The organism is Clostridium sp. MCC345 (assembly GCF_018785345.1).
Classification (GTDB): domain Bacteria; phylum Bacillota; class Clostridia; order Lachnospirales; family Anaerotignaceae; genus Anaerotignum_A; species Anaerotignum_A faecicola.
The window spans coordinates 13980-31635 of record NZ_WQPP01000056.1; the positions used below are offsets into that span (position 1 = coordinate 13980).

Below are 17656 nucleotides of genomic sequence, written 5' to 3' on the forward strand. Positions count from 1 at the left end.
TATATATTGTGACTCAACTTTGCAAAACGCGCGTTTTGCTCAACCCTAATAATATATCCTGTGGAGGTGCGAAATGGACTATATGACATTGAAAGAGGCGGCCGAAAAGTGGGGCGTGACCCCTCGACGGATAAACTATTATTGCGCCGGTGGCCGTATTCCCGGCGCTGTGAAGATGGCTACAATCTGGTTGATCCCGAAAGACGCGGAGAAACCTGTGGATATGAGGACAAAACAAGGAAAGGAATTAAAACATGAATAGAATATTGCTATTGGAGGATGATGTCAGTCTAATAGATGGCTTGGTCTACTCTTTGAAAAAGAATGAATTTGATGTTGAAGTTGCCCGTACAGTATGTGAAGCAAAACAATACTTATCCGAACTCGACCGATACGATTTATTGATTTTGGATGTTACTCTGCCAGATGGAACAGGATTTGACGTATGCGAAAGAGTAAGAAAAGAAAATCAGCAGATACCGATTATATTCCTGACTGCATCGGATGAAGAAGTCAGCATAATTCGTGGATTAGATAGCGGTGGGGACGATTATATCACCAAGCCTTTCAAACTGGGGGAATTGTGTTCCCGCATCCGGGCGCTGTTGCGTCGGGCCGGAGTTTCCAAAAGCGAAAAAAACACTTCTATGGAATGTGGCGACATTACCATTGATCTGTTGGGTAGCCGTGCAACCTTAAAGGGAAAAGCATTGGATTTGACAAGCGCCGAATATCGTTTGCTTTGTCTGCTGGTAAGAAACGCAAATCGCGTTGTGACAAGGGACATCATTCTAAATGAGCTGTGGGATGATACAGGAAATTTTGTTGATGATAATACCCTGTCCGTCTATGTACGGCGGCTTCGTGAAAAAGTGGAAACCAATCCGTCCCATCCAGAACACCTTATAACCATTCGTGGGTTCGGCTACCAATGGAAAGAGGTGTCTATATGAGTTTGTACCAAGATAGACAGATTAAAGGGTTCCTGCTATTTTTGACTTTGTTTGCTCTGCTGTTTGTAGGTACAGCAACCGTTTTGACTATTTATCAGGTGAACGATGCGGAAGTCCTATGGCTCAAACATGATGAAGCGGTTTCATCCTCACTTTTGGAACAGGGTGTTCCGAAAGAAGTGGTTGCAGTTGCCTTTACGAACACAGACATCAGTGACGATGGTAGGTCATTATTAGCGGCTGCGGGTTTGGGAAAACAGTCAGAAAGCAGTATGCGGCCTTATTTCAATCAATTTCAGCGTTCCGCTTTCTGCGCCATGCTATGCACTGTGCTATTTTTTCTCTTTGTGCTTGCCATAGGAATATTTATTTTTTTCTGGAAAAGGAAGCGATTGTATCAACAGGTCGACAGAATATTGCTAAATTACATCAACGGGGATTACTCTTGTCATTTACCGCAGAATTATGAGGGGGCTATCTACCAAGTGTTTTCTTCGATAGAACAGCTTGCAACTATGCTCCAATCCAAAAATGAAACAGAACGTAAAGCAAAAGAGTTTTTGAAAGACACCATATCCGATATATCTCACCAGCTCAAAACGCCTCTGGCAGCCCTCACTATGTATCAGGAGATCATTGAAAGTGAGCCAGAAAATGCAGAAACGGTCAAACAGTTTGCGGCGAAGATGGGTATTTCTCTAAAGCGTATGGAGCAGTTAATCTTATCCATGTTGAAGATAACCCGACTGGATACGGGAAACATCATTTTTGAGAAAAAAAGTTGCCGTGTGTCCGAGCTGATAGCTCATTCAGTCAATGACCTAACCACCAGGGCTAAAAGCGAAAGCAAGCAGATTCAGATAGATGGCGATGGTGAACAGCAGCTTATTTGTGACATGGAATGGACAGGTGAAGCGATTGGAAACATTGTAAAAAATGCACTGGATCACACGCAAGCTGGCGGTATTGTCCGTATTACATGGGAGCGCACTCCTGCTATGTTTCGGATTTTTATTTCTGATAATGGTAACGGCATAGTCCCGGAAGATATTTACCATATCTTTAAACGCTTTTATCGCAGCAAACATTCCCTTGATACACAAGGAATCGGGCTGGGGCTTCCCCTTGCCAAGTCCATTATTGAGGGTCAAAACGGTGTTATCTCCGTACAAAGTGAAGTCGGAAAAGGTACGCTGTTTACACTATCTTTCCTTACGGATCTGTAAGGTCAAATTCACCTGCTTGTAAGCTGTTTTTGCTATCCTTTTGAGAAAGGAGGTACTGATGACTATGGAAATATTGAAAGTACAAGATTTATGTAAAACTTATGGCAAGGGTGAGGCGAAAGTCGAAGCGTTGAAGAAGGTTTCCTTCTCCCTGGATAAAGGCGAATTTGCTGCCGTTGTGGGTGAATCCGGTTCTGGCAAAAGCACATTACTGAACTGTATTGGAGCTTTGGATACCCCTACTTCCGGCCACATTTGGATTGATGAACAAGACCTGTTTTCCATGAAAGAGGAACAGCGCACGATTTTCCGCCGTCGTAATATCGGCTTTATCTTCCAATCCTTTCAGTTGGTTTCCGAGCTGAATGTGGAGCAGAATATCATGTTTCCGCTTCTTTTGGACTATCGCAAACCAGACCCGGCAGCAGTAGAAGAAATTTTGGAACTCTTGGGACTTACCGAGCGTCGACATCACCTGCCGAGCCAACTATCCGGCGGACAGCAGCAGCGTGTTGCCATTGGCCGGGCGTTAATCACAAAGCCCAAACTGATTCTGGCAGATGAACCTACTGGCAATCTGGACAGCAAGAATAGTCAGGATGTTATTGCCCTGCTTACGCAGGCGTCCCGTCGCTATCAGCAAACAATCCTGATGATTACCCACAATAAGGATTTGACTGCATCCGTTGATCGGGTGTTCCGGGTATCAGATGGCGTTTTGACGGATTTGGGAGGAAAAACAAATGAAGCATTATCTTGACCTTGTTCCCATATCCGCAAAAATCCACAAGAAGCAAAGCAGAATGTCTATTTTCTGCATTGTGCTGGCGGTATTTCTGGTTACAACTATTTTTGGAATGGCAGATATGTTCATCCGCAGCCAGATTTTGCAGGCACAGCAGGAGTCTGGGAATTGGCATATTGCCATTAAGAATATCAGCAATGAAGAAGCAGCAATTATTGCTTCACGCCCTGATATTGAAGTATTTTCACCGTATGGCGTACTCAATTATCGTGGAGATTTAGGCTACACTTTGGGTGGAAAAGATGTAGCGATATGCGGTTGTGATGAAAGCTATATAACTGAAATCTGGACTGACCAACTTGAAGAAGGTGTTTTTCCACAGACAAGTAATGAAGCGTTGGTGACTGAAAATGCAAAGCAGATAATGGGTGTTGCGATTGGTGATCCCATTGCCGTAGAAACTCCTGATGGCGATAAACTGAATTTTACCATATCAGGATTTATGAATAATACCGCCTCGATCATGAGTGGCGACTCCTACGGCATCATTTTGAACACAGAGGATTACTGCGCGATTTATCCGAATGTATCAGACGGGGAGCCGAATGATTACGGCATTATGTTTTTTACTCAATTTGCAAACACAAGAAATATACAAGGGAAAATTGCAGATTTGAAAGAACAATGCAATTTATCGAATGAACAAATATCTTCCAACAACAATCTGCTTGGATTGCTTGGACAAAGCCGCGTTCCCTTTTTGTTACAGGTTTACTTGGCTGCGGCTGTATTGTTTGTACTGGTAATGTTAGCTGGTATTATGATGATTGCAAGCAGCCTGAACAGCAATGTAGCCCAGCGTACCGAATTTTTCGGCCTTATGCGCTGTATCGGTGCAACACCAAAACAGATTATGCGCTTAGTACGGAAAGAGGCGCTTAGTTGGTGCCGTTTGGCAATCCCTGTGGGTATTTCCATCGGTATAGTTGTCATTTGGGTCTTATGTGCGATTTTGCGTTTCCTAAGTCCGGAATTTTTCAAAGCGATGTCTACATTCGGATTTAGCGTACCAAGTATTCTTGCAGGAATCGTTGTGGGCTTGGTAACGGTTTTGTTCGCTGCCTATTCTCCGGCAAAGAAAGCAGCAAAAGTATCTCCGTTGGCAGCGGTTTCCGGTAATGCAAACGACTTGGAGCCTGCAAGAAATGCTGCTAATACACAACTGCTTAAGATTGATACAGCACTTGGAATTTATCATGCAAAAGCAAATCGGAAAAATCTGTTTTTGATGACAAGCTCATTTGCTCTCAGTATTATCCTTTTCCTTTCATTCTCTGTAACAGTTGAGTTCATGCAGCATACCTTAACACCGCTCCAACCTTGGACAGCAGATTTATCTATCATAAGCCCTGATAACGCCTGTGCTATTGACAAAGCATTACTTGATGATCTAAAGGAAAATCCTGTTGTGGATTTAGCGTATGGAAGAAAATTTGCATACGAGGTTCCGTCTGTCACAAACGGTATTGAAAAAAAGAAGGATTTAATCTCTTATGAGCAGTATCAATTTGATTGGGCAAAGGACTATTTATTAGAGGGTTCTCTGGAATCTGTGCAAACTGATTTAGGGACGGGCTTAATTGTTTATAATTCGCAGAACACAATACAAATAGGCGATACTGTATCGTTGAATACAAACGGACAAAGTAAAGAAATCCAAATCGTGGGAATGTTGTCCGACTGTCCGTTTTACAGTGCCGCCGGTGTTGGAACAATTATTTGTTCAGAGGATACATTTGAACAAATTACTGGCGAGTCGAAATATACGGTTATTGATGTGCAGTTAGTGAAAGGCACAACAGACGAAGATGTTTATGTGATCCGCCAAATGGTAGATTCCTCATTTACTTTCGCTGATGAACGCATGGGTAACAGCAGTACCATGGGAACTTACTATTGTTTTTGGCTGTTCATCTATGGATTCCTCGTCCTAATTGCAATGATTACAATTTTTAACATAATCAATAGTATTTCCATGAGTGTGTCTGCACGGTTGAAACAGTATGGCGCTTTCCGTGCTATCGGCGTTAGCATGGGACAGCTAAGTAAAATGATTGTTGCAGAAGCCTTCACCTATACCATAATCGGCGGTGTAGTTGGTACGGTGTTGGGACTGTTTTGTAACAAGCTATTGTTTGGAATGTTGATAAGTTATAGATGGGGGGATGCTTGGACTCCTCCATTACCAGAGGTAGCTGTTATTCTGTTGATTGTCGTAAGCTCTGTAATTCTGGCTGTGCATGGGCCAATCAAGAGAATACGCAATATGTCCATTGTTGATACAATCAGCGCACAGTAATTCTACTTTTGAAGCGGGTGGCTTTAGAAGCCGCCCACTTTTGTCTTACAAATTCGTAAGTTGAAATTCACCTGTTTGTAAGCTGATTTTTTTATAATTAAGTTGATGAAAGAGAGGAAAAAATGAAAAAAATCCTTTCCACCAGAGTATTGGTGAAGATTTGTGTATTAACAACTATACTGCTGGTTTTGATAATCTATACTATATGGGGCAATTCAGCATTGATGGTAAGTATGGTTAATATCTCCAGCGATCGCATAGCATCTGCCTTTTCTAATTTTCGGATTGCACAAGTGTCCGACTTGCATAATGCTGAATTTGGAGAAAGCAATACAGAATTGATAGAATTGCTGTCTGAACACGAACCGGATATTATTGTGATAACTGGAGATTTAATCGATGCTGGACATACAGACATTGAGATTGCGTTTGATTTTATAAAACAAGCTGTTCAAATAGCCCCTGTCTACTTTGTAACTGGAAACCACGAAGCTAACTTCTCACATTATGATCAATTCAAAACAGGGCTTGAAGCGTCTGGCGTAACTGTCCTTGAAGATGAAGCAATACAGTTAGTGCATAACAACGAAATGATTACCCTTATCGGGCTTTCTGATTCTGACTTTACGATTAAGGGCGATATGTTTAATGAAGCGCCAGCCATGGTCAACACAAAATTGAATAGCCTTATTGATGACGAAAACAGTTACACTATACTGCTATCACATCGGCCAGAGTTATTTGAAACCTATGTATGCTGTGGTGTTGATTTGGTTTTATGTGGTCATGCACACGGAGGGCAGTTTCGATTACCTTTTATTGGTGGGCTCGTTGCCCCCAATCAAGGGCTGTTTCCTAAATATGATTCCGGCCTTTATACAGACGGAAAGACAAATATGGTTGTTAGCCGCGGCCTTGGAAATAGTATTATTCCATTCCGATTTAATAATCGTCCAGAGGTTGTATTAGTAGAACTTAACACCGAATAACGATACTTCAACCGAATATTGAAATGATCTGCCGCACGACGGCAAAAGAAAAAAGCCGTCGTAGAGCAGACAATTTGACACGCCCATTTGAAACGGCGGCTTTGATTTTCAGAGCCGCCGTTTCTTTTCGTCTACCTTAAACCAACGACGACCTAATACCGTGTAAATCCACGGCGGCATATAAGGAGGATTGCCGCCGTGTCTATTTTTGTCTTTTTTCACAGTACCCATGATCTGCACCAGCTAAAAAAAGCGTAGCTCCCCCTCCGGGACAGTCTGGTTATGAATGTGAAATCAGACAATACATAAATGAATGTGTAATTTCATGCGTCCGTGTGGCTTCATGCCGCCCGGGCGCTTTTGTGTTCTTATGGGGCTGCTTCGGGTCAGGTTGGCCCGAAGTCATTCCCCGGTGCCGCTCCCCGCCGCCTTCGTTTCGGTCACTCGTCAACCAACAACCGAAACGGAGGTCAATATGGCTATTATCAATTTGCGGGACTATTACCCATTCTATACATCGGATTGCTTCATGGAAGTATCGGAAGAAGTTGCAGAAATGTTCAAAGAGTTTGATCGTAAAGAGGCTGCCTACCGGCTGCGTACATACCGCCACAAAGCCTACTATTCCCTTGATCGGGATGACGGGCTGGAGCATGAAGCTCTCTTTGTCGCCTTATCTCCCCATGAACTGTATGAGCGGAAAGTGACCATGCAGGAGCTTCATGCGGCGATTGCCAGTCTGCCGAACAAACAGGCAAAACGGATTTATGCTCATTTCATTCTCGGCATGACCAAACAGGACATTGCCCGGGCAGAGGGCGTCCATGAAAAAGTGGTTCGTGTCGCAATCGAGCGAGGTCTGCGGCGCTTAGAAAAAATTTTGAAAAATTCTTTGTAAGGCGTACCGATTTAGACCGGAAAATGAAATGGTTTATGAGAGGCAAAACACTTCGGATCACAATGACCCGAGGTTCAGACAAGCCTCATGCAGATTGAAAATTGAATAAAAAGACACCCGGATACGAAGGGGAACGCGCTGTGTGACAGACCCGCCATGACCTCGGATTTCAGAGAATACAGTCTTTGTAAAACTGAGCGAGCGAACAGGTTCATGCCATAGGTGGGGGCAAGGCTGGCTCCACCGGAACAGGCGCAGAACCCGGATACTTGCGTTTAGTCACAGTCCGAGCGTTGAAGCGGCCTTGCAAGCCGTGAGCCGTCGCAGGCAATGAGAACGCCTTGCCATCAGAATGGGGAGAGTTGAAATACTATGGGGCATGAAGCCTATGTCCGTCCGATGTGTCTGAAATGAAGTGAAAACCTATGGGGAGTCCCCGGCAATGCTGTCTGATGATAGGCCAACCGATCCGGCGTGGCTCCCCATCTTTTCAAAAAAGGAGCATTTTATGGGAAATGCGTTTGGAATGATCCCTGGCTTGGAACCGGACGAATGGAGCAATGACGCCTGCCGTGGTTATGTCATTATGGCAATGGAGGACTGCGGATTTTCAAAGAAGGATATACGGCGTGTTGTGGGGCAGCTTTATGAAGTATTTGACCTCAACAGCGTGGAGGACGCCAAAGAAAAGTACCTTTCCAGTCCTTACTGACCTCGGGCCACATTGACCCGAAGTGGAGAAAGCTCAAAGGGCGGCACCTGCTGGGTGCCGTCTTTTGACATTTCCCCACGGGACAAGTGGGAAAGGCTGGCATATACACGCACTTTCGCAAAGGAGGTTTTCAATGACGCAAGCTGTCACTTATGAACGAGAAACAAAGTCTGTCGCATTTCAAGGGAAGATCATTGTGCTGGAAAGCCTCACGCCGGTACTTCCCCCGAAGGAGAAAGCACAGCGCAAAAAAGAAATTGAGCGTTGTCTTTATGAGGTGTTCAGCAAATATGGGGACAGATTTCCCTAATCATTCGCAACATTGTTGTCCGGGGCTGCTGATGGTATAATATAGTTGTAAGGTTGGTAGCTCCATTCCAACAAGGAAAGGAGCCCAATATGGAATTGATCAGAGAAGATTGTATTTACGCAAGACAGTCAGTAGACCGCAAGGATAGTATCAGCATTGAAAGTCAGATAGACTTTTGCAAGTATGAATTGAAAGGTGGGAGCTGCCGGGTATTCAAGGACAAAGGCTATTCCGGTAAGAATACGGACAGGCCAGAGTTTCAAAAGCTGCTGGGCGAGATCCGCAAGGGAAAGGTCCGGCGAGTCATCGTGTATAAGCTGGACCGGATAAGCCGCTCTATTCTGGACTTTGCAACGATGATGGAGCTGTTTCAAGAATACGATGTGGAGTTTGTATCCTCCACGGAAAAGTTTGATACTTCGACCCCGATGGGCCGGGCCATGCTGAATATCTGCATTGTATTCGCCCAGCTTGAACGTGAGACAATTCAGAAGCGTGTCACAGACGCCTACTATTCCCGGTGCCTGAAAGGCTTCCACATGAGCGGGCAGGCACCATACGGTTATCAGTTAGAGCCTACTGTGGTAGAGGGTATCCGCACAAAGAAAATGGTTGCCGACCCCGTAGCCGCCGACCATGTTCGGCTGATGTTTGAAATGTACGCTGAACCGGAAACCTCCTTCGGAGATATTACCCGATACTTCGAGGAACATGACATAAAAATTTATGGCAAATCCATGTTCCGTACATTTCTTTCCCAGCTTTTAAGAAACCCCGTTTACGCACAGGCCGATTTGGAGCTGTACGAATTTTTCAAGAGCCAGGGTGCAGCGATTGTCAATGACGCTTCCGACTTTGCCGGAACAAACGGCTGCTATCTCTATCAGGGGCGGGATGTGAAGGAGGACAAGGACAGGTGCTTAAAAGACCAGATACTTGTTATCGCTCCCCACGAAGCACTCATTTCCTCTGACACATGGCTGAAATGCCGGAAAAAACTTATGGCAAATACCACCTTCCAGCAGGGACGGAAACCGAAAAATACTTGGCTGGCCGGAAAAATCAAATGCGGGCATTGTGGGTATGCTCTGAAAGCCACCCATGTACCAAACAGCACCGGATATTTCCGCTGTACCAAACGGACGGAAAACAAAGGCTGTCCGGGCTGCGGGAAAATCCGCAAAGAAGAATTTGAGCAATTCATTTTCTCGGCCATGCAGGAAAAGTTCAAAGACTTTCAGATACTCCACGGCAGAGAGGAAAAAGTCAATCCGAAACTGACCGCCTATCAAGTGGAGCTGGCACAGGTGGAGTCAGAAATTGAAAAGCTGCTTGATACGCTGACCGGAGCCAATGCGACCTTGCTTGCCTACGCTAACAAAAAAATTGAAGAACTGGACACCCGACGCCAGACCATTTCAAAGGCAATCGCTGAATTGAGCGTTGAAATCATATCTCCCCAGCAGATAAAGAAGTTATCCTATTATCTAGACAACTGGGACAGCATAGATTTTGACGACAAAAGAAAAGCCGCCGATGGTTTGATCTCTACGATCAAGGCCACCAGCGACCGTGTTCAGATAGAGTGGAAAATCTGACATTTCTGCTCTATCGCCCCTCATTTCTATTTTATCTTGTTTGTACCCCTTGTACACCGATGTTTTCATCAATTTTGGAACAAGTTTCGTCCAAATAATCGGCAATAGCTTGCTGTTCGGATAATTCAGGTACTGGAAATCTTAATTTCTGTAATGTATCACCTGATATTACTGGCTGAGCAGATGATTTCGAGTATTGAATCAAATTCATACTTTCAAATACATAACCATAATATTCCTCAACTAAATTCAATTTATCACTAGCAATTAAGGCATGTTCAGTTACCCATACTTTTTCATCAACAATATGCACATTTCCCGCTAAAGCGCCAACTCGTCCAAGCAAAATTCGTTTTTTATCTAAATTATACTTGAAATAATATCCTCTTATACCATTTGCACCATACACAAGATACATCCCATCATCTCTAATATCTTCATTTGTAAGCGAATCACCACTACTGAATGAGAAAAAATTTCCAACTCTCGATACTTTCCAGTCATTTGGAATATTACCAATCCATTCAATACCACTATCCTTCATTTCTGTTTCAGGTCTAATTACAGTTTTCATAATCATTCACCCCCGAACAAATCATGCAATTTCGCCATCAAACTCTTTTCATGTTCTTCGATACGTGCTGCAATCACATCTGACGGCTCAATCTGCTTATATTCATAAAATGTTCTGGTGAACGGGATTTCATATCCCACTTTTGTTTTGGATTTATCAATCCAAGCCTGCGGATTATACGGAATGACCTCACGCTCAAAGTAAGCATCAATATCTTCTGTCAATGGCACATTCTCTGCATCACGCTTTGATGTATCAGCTACCGATTTCTTTTTCTTCATGACAACATTGCCGTCTTCATCCAACTGTGGTGTTTCCACTACAATCTTGTTATAGCCAAGGTCAATGGCATCCATAACCTTGCTCTTTACAACGATTGCATTGTCATTTTCATCCACACCATTGTATGTACCATCCATATAAGCACCATACGCTTCAACAATCAAATCACGGCAAGCTTTTGTAATATCTACGTTCTTTGAACCGATATTCTTACGTCTTGCTGCACAACAAGCGGATGCATCAATCAGCTGTACTTTGCCCTGATGTGTGACAGGCTTATTCTTCATTACAATCCAAATATAGGTTGCAATTCCTGTATTATAAAAAGCGTTGTTCGGCAACTGCACAATCGCATCCAACCAATCATTCTCAATCAAATATCTACGAATCTCAGAAGGACCGCTCCCTGCATCACCATTAAACAAAGAGGAACCGTTCTGGATAATTGCCATCTGACCATCATCTTTTAATTTTGCAAGACCATTCAGCATGAATAAAAGCTGTCCATCGCCTTTTGCCGGCAGTCCCGGTGCAAATCTTCCCGCTGTACCCTTCTTAAATTCAGCTATGACCTCTTTTTCCTCACGTTTCCACGGAATACCAAACGGTGGATTGCTGATAATATAATCAAACTTATATCCGCTGAACTTGTCATCAGACAATGTATCACCGAACTGCATATTGTTAGGGTCTCCGCCACGGATAAGCATATCAGCCTTTGCAATACCGAATGTAAAGGGATTAAACTCCTGACCGAATAAAGTAACGTCTGCATCCGCATCCATCTGTTTCAATCTTTCTTCCATACAGGTAAGCATCTGAGATGTTCCCATTGTCATATCATAGACGGTCTTTGAGATACCATCCCCTGTAAATGCGGATTCATCACCAGCTACAAGAAGGTCACTCATTAGATAAATGATGTCGCGGCTTGTGAAATGTGCTCCGGCTTCTTCGTTATATGATTCAGAGAATCTACGAACAAGATTTTCAAATATATATCCCATATCAACCGCACTGATTTTCTCAGGCGAAAAATCGCCCTTATCTGTACAGAAATCAGAGATTACCTGATACAGAAGACCTGCTTCTTCCATATGCTTAATCTGAGAATCAAAATCCATACGTGCAAGAATGTCCTGAATATTATCAGAAAATCCATTCAGATACGCCTTGAAATTATCTACGATATTTTCAGGGTCAGCAATCAATGTCTTGAACGTAAATGGACTTGTATTGTAAAACTGATAGCCTGATGCTTTACGCAGAAAACCATCTTTTACAGCCAGCTTTTCTACTTTCTTGTATGTATCAAGAACTGCCTGATGTGTTGGCAGCAAACAATCATGGAAACGTTTGATTACTGTCATCGGTAGAATAACAAGACCATATTCATGCGGTTTATATGCCCCTACAAGATCATCTGCAACAGACCACACAAGAGCTGCGGTATCATTTGAATTCTTACCAACATTTACAATTAAATCATTACTATTCATTTTTTCTACACCTCATCAAATTACTGAAATAAATTATTTAAAAACAGCCGGAACGATTTTCTGCTGTTCTACATCCACTATGCCGTAGGTATTCAGTCTGAGTTTCGGAATAACCGGAAGGCTGACAAAGGCAAGTGTCATAAAGATACCGCTGTCCTCCGCCACGCCATGTGCTTTGAGGGCATCCTCCAACACCTGCATTTTCTCCGCTACGCTCTCTGCACTTTCGGTACTCATTAGACCTGCAACCGGAAGTGCAACTTCCGCCATGACCTGTCCGTTTGCCACAAATGCAAGACCGCCTTTATTTTTACGCACAGTGTTTCCTGCCAGTACCATATCCGCATCATTGTCACCTGCCACAATCAGGTTATGGGAGTCATGCGAAATGCTTGATGCAACTGCCCCACGTTTCAAGCTGAAATTTCCGAGAAAGCCAATACCTACATGTCCGGAATGATGATGCCGCTCAAAAACAGCCAGTTTTACAATCTGCTGTTCTGTATCCACGCCGGGTGCTGTGTTCGGATGCTGTTGGAATGGTATAATCTTTTCCTCTGTAAGCAGCTCATCCTGACGCAAGCAGATTATGCGTTCATAGTCACCACTCTCACGCAGTTCCAAATCCCGAAGTGTGATTTCATCCATATCAAACGATTCCATAACGCGTGCAAAGCGCGTGTTGTCAATCATAAGTGACGCAGGCTTAAGTGCCTTTCCATGTTCTGCCACAAGTGTACCGTTTTTATAAACCTGTTCTACCGTAAAATGCTCTAAATCCGAAACCACAATCAGGTCTGCCAGATACCCCGGTGCCACAGCACCGTGCTGCTTTAGCCCAAAATACTGTGCAGGAATCAGCGTTGCCATTTTTACCGCTATTGCCGGAGCTGCGCCGGCTTGGATGGCTTTACGGATGTTATAATCAATATGTCCGCTGTGGAGCAGATCGTTGGGGTGCTTATCATCCGTCACCAGCATACAACGGCTGCAATAGGGCTCTTGAAACAATGGCATCAATGCATCCATATTTTTGGCGGCGGTACCCTCGCGAATCATGATGTATTGTCCGCGTCGGAGTTTTTCCATCGCTTCTTCTATATTGGAGCACTCATGGTCAGACTGCACGCCTGCCACAATGTAAGCATCGAGGTCTTTATCATGCAAAAGCGGTGCATGCCCATCCACAATCTTTCCTGCTTTTTTGCAGTCACAGATTTTCTGCAAGACCTTCGGGTCACAACGCACAGTCCCATACGCGTTCATCAGCTCAGCAAGCCCAAGCACACGAGGATGACGGTAGTAAGGCCGCAGCTGTTCTGCGCCCAGCACAGCGCCCGATTCATCCAAGTCTGTCGCCGGCACACAGGAAGGCAGCATAAAATAAACCGAAAGCGTCAGGTCTTTTGTTGTTTCCAGCATGAACTCCAAGCCATTAAGCCCCGCAACATTCGATATTTCATGTGGGTCTGTAATTATTGCAGTAGTGCCATGCGGCAGAACTGCCTGTTCAAATGCCGGCCCACAGAGCATGGAGCTTTCAATATGGATATGCCCATCAATCAGACCCGGGCAGACGTAACTGCCACGCAGTTCAACTTCTTTTCTGCCCCGATATTCACCCACACCTACAATATAGTTTCCGCTGATGGCAATGTCAGCGGTTTCGATTTCATTGGTAAACACATTGATGACTCTGGCATTTTTCAAAACAAGATCGGCGCAAACATACCCCCTGCCTGCCGCAATCCGATTCTTCAGCACATCTGGCTGCATAGATACCTCTCCCCTCTAACTTTCCGTTAAATATTTCATATTTGCTCAGTTCTTCCCCATTCTCACGTGTTTCGGAATGGCGCAAATAGTTTTTTCATCATTGAAAGCTTATCCTGCCAATTATATATTAGTATACCATTGACAGGATATTTTTCAATGCGCCGGAAAGCTTTTTCATTCGTATCTCAGCAGAAGGATTTATCTTCCTGCCACCCTGCCTTCACCGCCTCTTGAGCAGTTCATTGCAGGGGAATGCTCTTTGATTTTCTGGCGTTCGTGCTCGCGTCTGGTTACCGAGGTCGATCTGCCATCCGCCTTTTTCCATTCAAAGGTACCTCCCGCGTTTTGCCCGTTAGACATCTTTCCGTTGTAGCAGTGTTGCTGCATCCGTCTTTTCAGATTGTTTGTTTCGCCGATATACGTAAGCGCTCCTTCTGCGTTTCGGATGCGATATTCCCCTGCGCATTTGTCCGGTTCAACACCCTTTTTCGTTGTTGGATTGTATTTGCTTGGTCTTCCTGCTTTGTATGTAGACATAAAATCTCCTCCCTTTCCTATCTTGTTTTTGTTTGGTTTATTGAGTTTATTGATGTGTCTGTTCTGTTTAATAATCGGCATTTACCAGAGCAGGTCTTTCTGTATCTGCATCCGCAAATACATACGCCATGCCTGCTGCAGCTCCGACAACTGCGCCAATTGCCGCGCCTTTTTTTACAGATTTCTCAACGAGGTCTGCAATCGCTCCGCCGAGCATACTGCCAAGTTCTGTTGCCGCAATGATTGTTCCGAAAGGTTCCATATCCATTCCTCCTTAAAATAGCTTTTTTCATTTCCTGTATTTTTTCTTACTCTATCCCTACAATCTGCATTTGCCCCACTCCTTTCACTTCTGTCCTTTCGCCGATCTTTTTTCCAAAAAGCTCTTTTGCGATTGGCGCAGATACAGAAACGCAATACACATCCCTGCCGTCTGCCGCCAGATCCACTCCGCCTCTTTCCCTTACGATGTAATAAAAACATTCATAACCATCCTCCTCCCGCACTCTGACTAAGGAATCTATCCCGACTGCTTCTCCTTTTTCTCTGAACCATGTGCCTTCATTTGCCTCAAGAATACATTTCTCCAGTTCTCGCACATCCTTCAGAAATCCATCGGCTAACCATCCAACCTCTGTTTTTGTAGAATCATATCGAGTAACCATACGTCCTTCTGCCGCAATCGTATCCCGTTTCGCCTCCGCGTGTCCTCTGCGTGCGTGTGCCAATTCCTCCATCAGGCAGGAAAGATATGCCTCACGCACCTTTTTCTTAAAGTTGTTTTCTTGCATTGCAGATTCTCCTTTCTTTTCAAGCCACAGCCGCCGCTGTACGCGTATCATGCGATTCCCTGTTGTAACCACCTTCTGCCCAAAGCTGCTGCAGGTCATCCTGCAAAGCGTTCCCCAGAACACGGTCATGCAGATCGTCAGAGATTTTAATATCTCCATTCGGGAAGATAACGAAGTGTGCGTGTTCGATAGATTCTCTGTCACAAACAGAAACGCAGTTTGCTTTCTCCCCCATTGCAGTCTTTACCGCTTCGGCAGCAGCAGAAAAGCTTTCATCCGAGATTTCAAAATCTCTGCCATTTTCTCTTGCCGCACCTCTGAGAGGGACAAACTGGAACAGCTTCCATCGTTCAACACCTTTCTCCAGTACAATTGGTACCATGTTTTTTACTTCATTCTGGTTCTTGTTGCTGACAACGGTATTCAGCTTGATTCTGCAGTTTCGTTCGGGGTATACTGCGGCATACGCCAGAACCTCCATCACTCTGTCGAAGTGTTTCCCATGTCTGGTCATTCTGCTCTGTGTTGCATTGCTGTCCCCATCCAGAGACATCGTCAGCCAGTCCAGTTCCTGGAGGCAGAAATCAAGGATTTCTCCTTTCAGCAGAATACTGTTTGTCGTGAGAGATACCATCAGCCCCCTGCTTTTGGCGTACAGAATCAGTTCCCGGATGTTTTCTACCAGCAACGGTTCTCCGCCTGCAAAGGTTAGCTTACGAATCCCTGCCGCCGCAATGCGGTCGATAACCTTTTTCTTGTCTGCAAAGGATACCTCGCGGGAGTCCCTGTCTCTGTAGCAGAATTTGCATTTTTCGTTGCATCTGCTTGTGATATTCCAACATACGGAATTCGGCATTTTTTTACTCATGGCTCTGTCTCCTTTCGTATAAAACAATTTTGTGTTCCTTATTATTACTCTCTTTTCTTTTTTTGCTTTTTTCAAGGAAAATTGAAATTTTTTTGATTTTTTTAATTTCATTTCCCCTTTACTTATATCTCTCTGAAAAAATTTGGTTTTTCAGAGATAATCAAAAATTTTTCTGTTTTTTTGATTTTATTTTTCCCTTTACTTATATCTCTCCGGAAAAATTTGGTTTTTCAGGGATACTCAAAAATTTTTCTGTTTTTTTAATTTCATTTTCCCTTTACTTATATCTCTCCGGAAAAATTTGGTTTTTCAGGGATACCCCAAAATTTTTCTGTTTTTTTGATTTCATTTTTCTCTTTACTTATATCTCTCAGAAAAAATATAGTTTTTCAGAGATAATTGAAAATTTTTTTAATTTTTTTGGCTAACCTCAAAAAATCCTGCGATTTCGGAGCCAAATTTATACTGAAAAAAGGGGGTTAGCCGGACGCAAAGTCAAAACCCGACACAAAATGACAATAAAATTTAGAGAATCTATTGAAAACTAAATGATTTATCTGTATAATGGACTTGCGAATTGTATAATATTATTTAATTTTTGTTACACGAATTGTATCCTTTTGCTGATGCAATTCGCACCCTCACGGGGACTGTAACGTTTCTTTCCGCATCTCGTCGATGCTGATTTTCTTCGATGCAATTCGCGCCCTCACGGGGACTATCAGCCTGTTCATAATAACAGGCGTAAAAGATTTACGACGCGAAAAACCCCTCCTGTTGTAGTTTTATTGCTACAATAGAAGGGGTTTTCTGCCAATTCTACTAGCTTCTTTTGGTATAAGCCTGCCTTTAGACAGTAGATTTTGCTATTGTGTTCCCATTTCGGCATATAAATTGATTTTCAATATGGTTTATACCGTAATCGATACACTCCAACCTATCCTGACAAAAACAAAAGGAACCTCGGATTCAATTTCCAAGGTTCATACTAAACTATACTTTTTTATATCTGTCACAAAACCATTTCAATAGTCATACGAAATCTTTCTCAGCCCCTAAAAGCTCTTTAGTTTTTCCGACTAGATACAATGGAATATTGGTAATATTGCCGTCCTTTCTATATCCCATTTTTGAAAATCTGACTGCATATTGAGGGTGATTGTCTGCAACATATTTTTTGAAGGTCAGTGCCGATTTATCCTCACCGCCTTTTGTTTCAACAGGAATAATATCCATACCGTACTGTAGCACAAAATCAATTTCCCCATTTCTGCTTGAAAAGTATCTCGGCATTACATCAAACTGCCCCCTAAGCTGCTGCAAAACATAATTTTCCGTCAGCTGGCCTTTGAACTGATAGGTTGACTTTAACAGGATTGCACTGTTATCAATGCCCGCCATCTGCTTCAACAATCCGGTATCAAATAAAAATAATTTAAACTGGTCTAACTTATCAAAAGCAGAGAGCGGATGCTCCAGCTTAGAAACATTATATATCCGGTTTAGCATTCCTGCCGAAACAAGCCATTCTATTGCTTC

At 43.5% G+C, this 17656-nt stretch carries 18 protein-coding genes; 10 read left to right on the forward strand and 8 right to left on the reverse strand.

The genetic code is table 11. From position 1 onward, the window contains the following. Positions 1-73: 73 nt before the first annotated feature. From GPK49_RS09295 to GPK49_RS09340, 10 genes are all read left to right on the forward strand, one after another. Positions 74-262 (forward strand): helix-turn-helix domain-containing protein, encoded by a 189-nt coding sequence (locus GPK49_RS09295; RefSeq protein ID WP_012741668.1) that lies wholly within the window; start codon positions 74-76, stop codon positions 260-262. Next, complete coding sequence (locus GPK49_RS09300; protein WP_012741667.1) at positions 255-953, forward strand: response regulator transcription factor; 699 nt, start codon at positions 255-257, stop codon at positions 951-953. Before GPK49_RS09295 ends, GPK49_RS09300 begins: the two co-directional genes overlap by 8 nt. Beyond that, positions 950-2179, forward strand: a complete 1230-nt coding sequence (locus GPK49_RS09305) for a sensor histidine kinase (protein WP_041253889.1) — start codon at positions 950-952, stop codon at positions 2177-2179. Before GPK49_RS09300 ends, GPK49_RS09305 begins: the two co-directional genes overlap by 4 nt. 64 nt (positions 2180-2243) lie before the next feature. Further along, the gene (locus GPK49_RS09310) at positions 2244-2939 is read left to right on the forward strand and encodes an ABC transporter ATP-binding protein (protein WP_041254460.1); all 696 of its coding nucleotides are present in this window, start codon (positions 2244-2246) and stop codon (positions 2937-2939) included. Continuing rightward, the gene (locus tag GPK49_RS09315) at positions 2923-5283 is read left to right on the forward strand and encodes an ABC transporter permease (protein WP_215633637.1); all 2361 of its coding nucleotides are present in this window, start codon (positions 2923-2925) and stop codon (positions 5281-5283) included. The genes GPK49_RS09310 and GPK49_RS09315 overlap by 17 nt, the downstream gene beginning before the upstream one ends. Before the next feature lie 122 nt (positions 5284-5405). After that, a complete protein-coding gene (locus GPK49_RS09320; protein WP_117515725.1) occupies positions 5406-6272 on the forward strand; it encodes a metallophosphoesterase in 867 nt (288 codons plus the stop codon). Positions 6273-6747: 475 nt separating this feature from the next. Then, on the forward strand, positions 6748-7170 hold the full coding sequence (locus GPK49_RS09325) for an RNA polymerase sigma factor (protein WP_154259463.1): 423 nt from the start codon (positions 6748-6750) through the stop codon (positions 7168-7170). 508 nt (positions 7171-7678) lie between these two features. Continuing rightward, on the forward strand, positions 7679-7882 hold the full coding sequence (locus tag GPK49_RS09330) for a hypothetical protein (RefSeq protein WP_117851693.1): 204 nt from the start codon (positions 7679-7681) through the stop codon (positions 7880-7882). 133 nt (positions 7883-8015) lie between these two features. After that, the gene (locus tag GPK49_RS09335) at positions 8016-8192 is read left to right on the forward strand and encodes a hypothetical protein (RefSeq protein WP_005927581.1); all 177 of its coding nucleotides are present in this window, start codon (positions 8016-8018) and stop codon (positions 8190-8192) included. A gap of 89 nt (positions 8193-8281) precedes the next feature. Continuing rightward, positions 8282-9790, forward strand: coding sequence for a recombinase family protein (locus GPK49_RS09340; RefSeq protein ID WP_215633636.1), 1509 nt, complete (start codon positions 8282-8284; stop codon positions 9788-9790). 31 nt (positions 9791-9821) lie between these two features. Here GPK49_RS09340 and GPK49_RS09345 read toward each other — a convergent pair whose 3' ends face one another. From GPK49_RS09345 to GPK49_RS09380, 8 genes are all read right to left on the reverse strand, one after another. After that, on the reverse strand, positions 9822-10364 hold the full coding sequence (locus tag GPK49_RS09345) for a restriction endonuclease subunit S (RefSeq protein WP_215677573.1): 543 nt from the start codon (positions 10362-10364) through the stop codon (positions 9822-9824). A gap of 2 nt (positions 10365-10366) precedes the next feature. Further along, the gene (locus GPK49_RS09350; protein WP_215677577.1) at positions 10367-12145 is read right to left on the reverse strand and encodes an HsdM family class I SAM-dependent methyltransferase; all 1779 of its coding nucleotides are present in this window, start codon (positions 12143-12145) and stop codon (positions 10367-10369) included. 33 nt (positions 12146-12178) lie between these two features. Then, on the reverse strand, positions 12179-13921 hold the full coding sequence (gene ade, locus GPK49_RS09355) for an adenine deaminase (RefSeq protein ID WP_215677579.1): 1743 nt from the start codon (positions 13919-13921) through the stop codon (positions 12179-12181). A gap of 198 nt (positions 13922-14119) precedes the next feature. After that, entirely contained in the window at positions 14120-14458 is a 339-nt protein-coding gene (locus tag GPK49_RS09360) for a GIY-YIG nuclease family protein (RefSeq protein WP_215677581.1), read from the reverse strand. 67 nt (positions 14459-14525) lie between these two features. Continuing rightward, positions 14526-14720, reverse strand: coding sequence for a hypothetical protein (locus tag GPK49_RS09365; protein WP_215677583.1), 195 nt, complete (start codon positions 14718-14720; stop codon positions 14526-14528). Positions 14721-14766: 46 nt separating this feature from the next. Beyond that, a complete protein-coding gene (locus GPK49_RS09370; RefSeq protein WP_215677585.1) occupies positions 14767-15249 on the reverse strand; it encodes a GreA/GreB family elongation factor in 483 nt (160 codons plus the stop codon). A gap of 19 nt (positions 15250-15268) precedes the next feature. Then, positions 15269-16117 carry a radical SAM protein gene (locus GPK49_RS09375; RefSeq protein ID WP_215677587.1) on the reverse strand — a complete coding sequence of 283 codons (849 nt, stop codon included), beginning with the start codon at positions 16115-16117 and terminating at the stop codon, positions 15269-15271. Between the two features lie 1032 nt (positions 16118-17149). Next, positions 17150-17656 (reverse strand): DUF4143 domain-containing protein (locus GPK49_RS09380; protein WP_215677589.1); only part of this gene is annotated, 507 nt, incomplete at its 5' end.